The organism is Zhongshania sp. (genome assembly GCF_041623545.1).
Lineage (GTDB): Bacteria > Pseudomonadota > Gammaproteobacteria > Pseudomonadales > Spongiibacteraceae > Spongiibacter.
On record NZ_JBFJWS010000317.1, the window covers coordinates 1 to 3,551 of the forward strand.

1 protein-coding gene is annotated in these 3,551 nt (G+C 55.1%); it reads left to right on the forward strand.

Translation table 11 applies throughout. From position 1 onward, the window contains the following. Nucleotides 1–3,551 (forward strand): neutral/alkaline non-lysosomal ceramidase N-terminal domain-containing protein (locus ABYT30_RS17105; protein WP_373097648.1); only part of this gene is annotated, 3,551 nt, incomplete at both ends.

Sequence of the window (3,551 nt, forward strand, 5' to 3'; positions counted from 1 at the left end):
AATGGCAAACCGGTATTTGATAACAGCGAAATTTTTTACGATGGTAATTCGCAAGGTGGCATCATCGGTGGCGCTGTTGTTGCTATGTCTAAGGACGTGCAGCGTGGCGTACTAGGTGTTGTCGGCATGAACTACTCGACGCTCCTGCGTCGCAGTGTCGATTTTGACAGCGAATTCAAACCCACCGAGCCCGGCCTGCCGCCTTACGCAATGCCCTTGTACCTGTCCTACCCTGACGACCTCGACCGCGATGTTGGCTTTGCTTTAATGCAAATGCTGTGGGATCGCAGTGAAAACAATGGCTACGCCCATCACATTGCCGACAATAGCGATTTGCACGGTCCCGATAACCAAGTGTTGCTGCAGCCCGCATTTGCCGACCACCAAGTCACTCACTGGAGCGCCCAAGTGATGGCCCGCACCATCGGCGTTGAGGTGGCGGATATCTACCAGCGCGCACCCGGCGATGGTGTCCCCTACCAATACGCCAACAAAGATGACTTCCTGAGCGAGCGCGACCCGGACGTCGAAGCCTTTTGGGGCCTAAACCTAGACGGCCGGAACGGCGAAGTCTACGACAGTGCCGCGCCAAGCTTCTGTTTAAGTGGCTGCCGAAGCAGTAAATCGGGTCTGATCGAATTTGACGAAGGTAAAACCGTCAGCCCGCCGATTGGCAACGTCGCTCCCCGTGGCGATCATTTTGACCCCCACGGCTACCCCCGCGGCGCCCCACACGGCAAGTGTCAGAAGTCCCACTTTTTGCACAAGCAAGGTCGTTTAATTGATACCCGCCATCAACAATACGTGCGTTCAAGCAGTGATTGCCCGCAGGTGCCGGCGGTATCTTTGACGGTAAGTGAAGCCAAGCCCAGTGAGCCTGGCGATGCCTATACCGAAGCACTAAACAGCTTCGCTGGTGGCTTGGGCGATGCCATGACCGCGCTTGGTCAAGGTGACTTCCTTGCGGCAGCAAACATTCTGCAAAGCGGCAGTGGCGCCTTGATCGGCGACGTCGTGCTTGCTGGTGCGACCCAAGCTGGCAGCAATGCGGGGATGATCATTGAGGTTCCCGCCGAGCCTGTCGAGTCGAATCCCGACGCCGGCAACCCGCCGGCAATGCTAATGGCCGGTACCGCCCGCAAATCAATCTTGATTCCGGTCGGCGCCTCACTTGGCGGTTATGCTCGTCCGCCCGTGGGCGGCGACTATATTCCCGTTGCCGAAAAGTTTGAAGACTTCCCCGATATTAATCCTGCGGATGGTTTCCAAGCCTTTGTCGATGAGTTCGCTGATTTTTTACCGGCTCAAGATCACGACGGGCACTCATTACCGAGTGTGCCCGATGAATTGCGGGCTATACACTCGCCCTACTCCACGTATTCACCACCCTCGCAAGGCTACTACGACTCCCTTATTGCCAAAGCCGTTTCCCTCTACGATGGCAGTGATTGCGTGATCATGGTGAAGACCGACTTTATCGGTATGCTCGATGAGGTAGTGATAAAGGTCGCTGAACAGGCCACCGAATTACTCGGCGACGATCGCCCGGCAGGCTGCGACATTGAACAAGGTTTGGTGATGTCGGCAACCCACACCCACGACGGCCCTGGCACGCTGGCCAACCATTCCACCCGCTATTTTTGGCTGGCAATGGATTTATACCAACCGGAATTATTTAAGCGCATTGTTCGGCAATTGGCAGAACTGGTCGCGGAATCAGTACGTAACAATGAGCCCGCGCAATTTGGTTACGCCATGGGCAGTGATGAGCAGGGCCTAAACGGTTTCCGTCGCAGTCGCTCGCCCTACACCGCTGAACGCGTTAGTGCACAGGACATTTTACGCAAGCGCATCGGTGTTCTGCGCATCGATGACGCCCAAGGCCAACCACTGGCTGCGGTAATCAACTTTGCCGCCCACGGTATTGCCTTTGACGTTGAAAACCTGCATTTCTCCGGTGATGTACTGGCCGGTGTAGAGCGCGAGGTTGAGCAGCAATTTGATCGACCCATGGTTGCCATGCTGGTGCAAAGTGCAGCGGGCGATGTCAGCCCCCGCAATGTCGCCAAACCAAAATTGCAGGGTATTGAACGCTATGGCCAGTTAATGGCGCCCCAAGTTATGGGCATCTACAACTCGGTAAACAATTTCAATTTGGCCCCTGATATCCGCGTCGTTTCCCAGCGCGTTATTTTGTCTCGGGAAAAACTCGGTTACAGCGGAGATGAGTTCCCCTATGAGTGGGGTGCTGCCCAGTGCAATGCCGACTTCGGCGTGCCCATTGTTGGCCCCAGCAGTGGCGAAAAAATTCCGGCCTGCTTACCGGCACCTACGCCAGACCCAATGGATTTAGCCGATAACGGTGTTGCTGAAAACGGCGCCTTTGTTCCCCAAGACACGCGAATTACCGCTTTTAGTATTGGCGATGCACTATTCCTCGCCCAGCCCGGTGAAGCAGTTGTTGAGCAAGGTTTACGCTTATTAGAGGCCGCGGAAGAAGAGGGCTTTCAATCCGCGAATACCTTTATCTGGGGCTATAGCCAAGATCATGTCGGCTATATTCTTCCTGACTTAAAAGCTGACTGGGACTTAGGCGGCACCGAAGGCACTACCACCTTCTGGGGCTGGAAACTCGGCGGCCACTTATTGAACACTCAGCGCGAGCTAATCCGCGCACTTCGCGACGGCAGCGCAGCGCCCACCGACGAGTTCACCGTTAACTACGATCTCTACGGCGCTTACTACGACAGCGTTCAACAGCCAGCCGCGATTCCCGGCAGCGGTATGAATCCTTTGGCGCAGTTACAACCCCAAGATATCAAGCGCTTTGAGACGGCTTACTTCAGCTGGGAAGGTAACGACGCGGTACTCGAGTTGCCTACCGTGATTTTGCAACGGCAGAATGCCAATGGCGAATGGTTGGATGTGCAGCGCGGCAATGGCGAAGTTTTATCGACTTTGTACGAAATCCACCTCGACTACCGCTTAAGCCTAGGCGCGCACTTGTGGACCGCAACCTTAGAAGCAAATAAGGACTGGCCACTTGGCACCTACCGCTTCCATGTTATTGGGCAACAAATTGACAGCGCTCACGCTGAGTATGAAATCAACTCTGCCAGCTTTGCCGTCAATGCCAGTGATAGTTTAATCATCACGCAGCCTGAGGAAATCGCCACTGATCGCTACGAGGTCAGCTTGGCGTATACCCCACGCCCAGACAATTATCGTCTGATCGACGCCCAAGTCGACGCCAGAGAGTCTGCGCCAGTGCGCGCCGGCAGCGTGGTGTTTAGCAATGGTGACGAGACGGTTGTCACCAGCGAGCCACTTATCGTGATTCGCGACGGCAAGCCGGTCGCCATGTATCAGGCAAGTATCACTGATCTCGGTAATGGCATTTCAGTATCGGGTAGCGATGTTTACGGCAATGTTACTGCTCAAGCCGGAACAACGGACCCAGTTATTGTTGACGGCCGTGGTAGCGGCCTGACCGGCACCATCGCCAACTTCTTTGCGGCAATGTCCACGGTGATCCAAGACTTTTTAAGTGG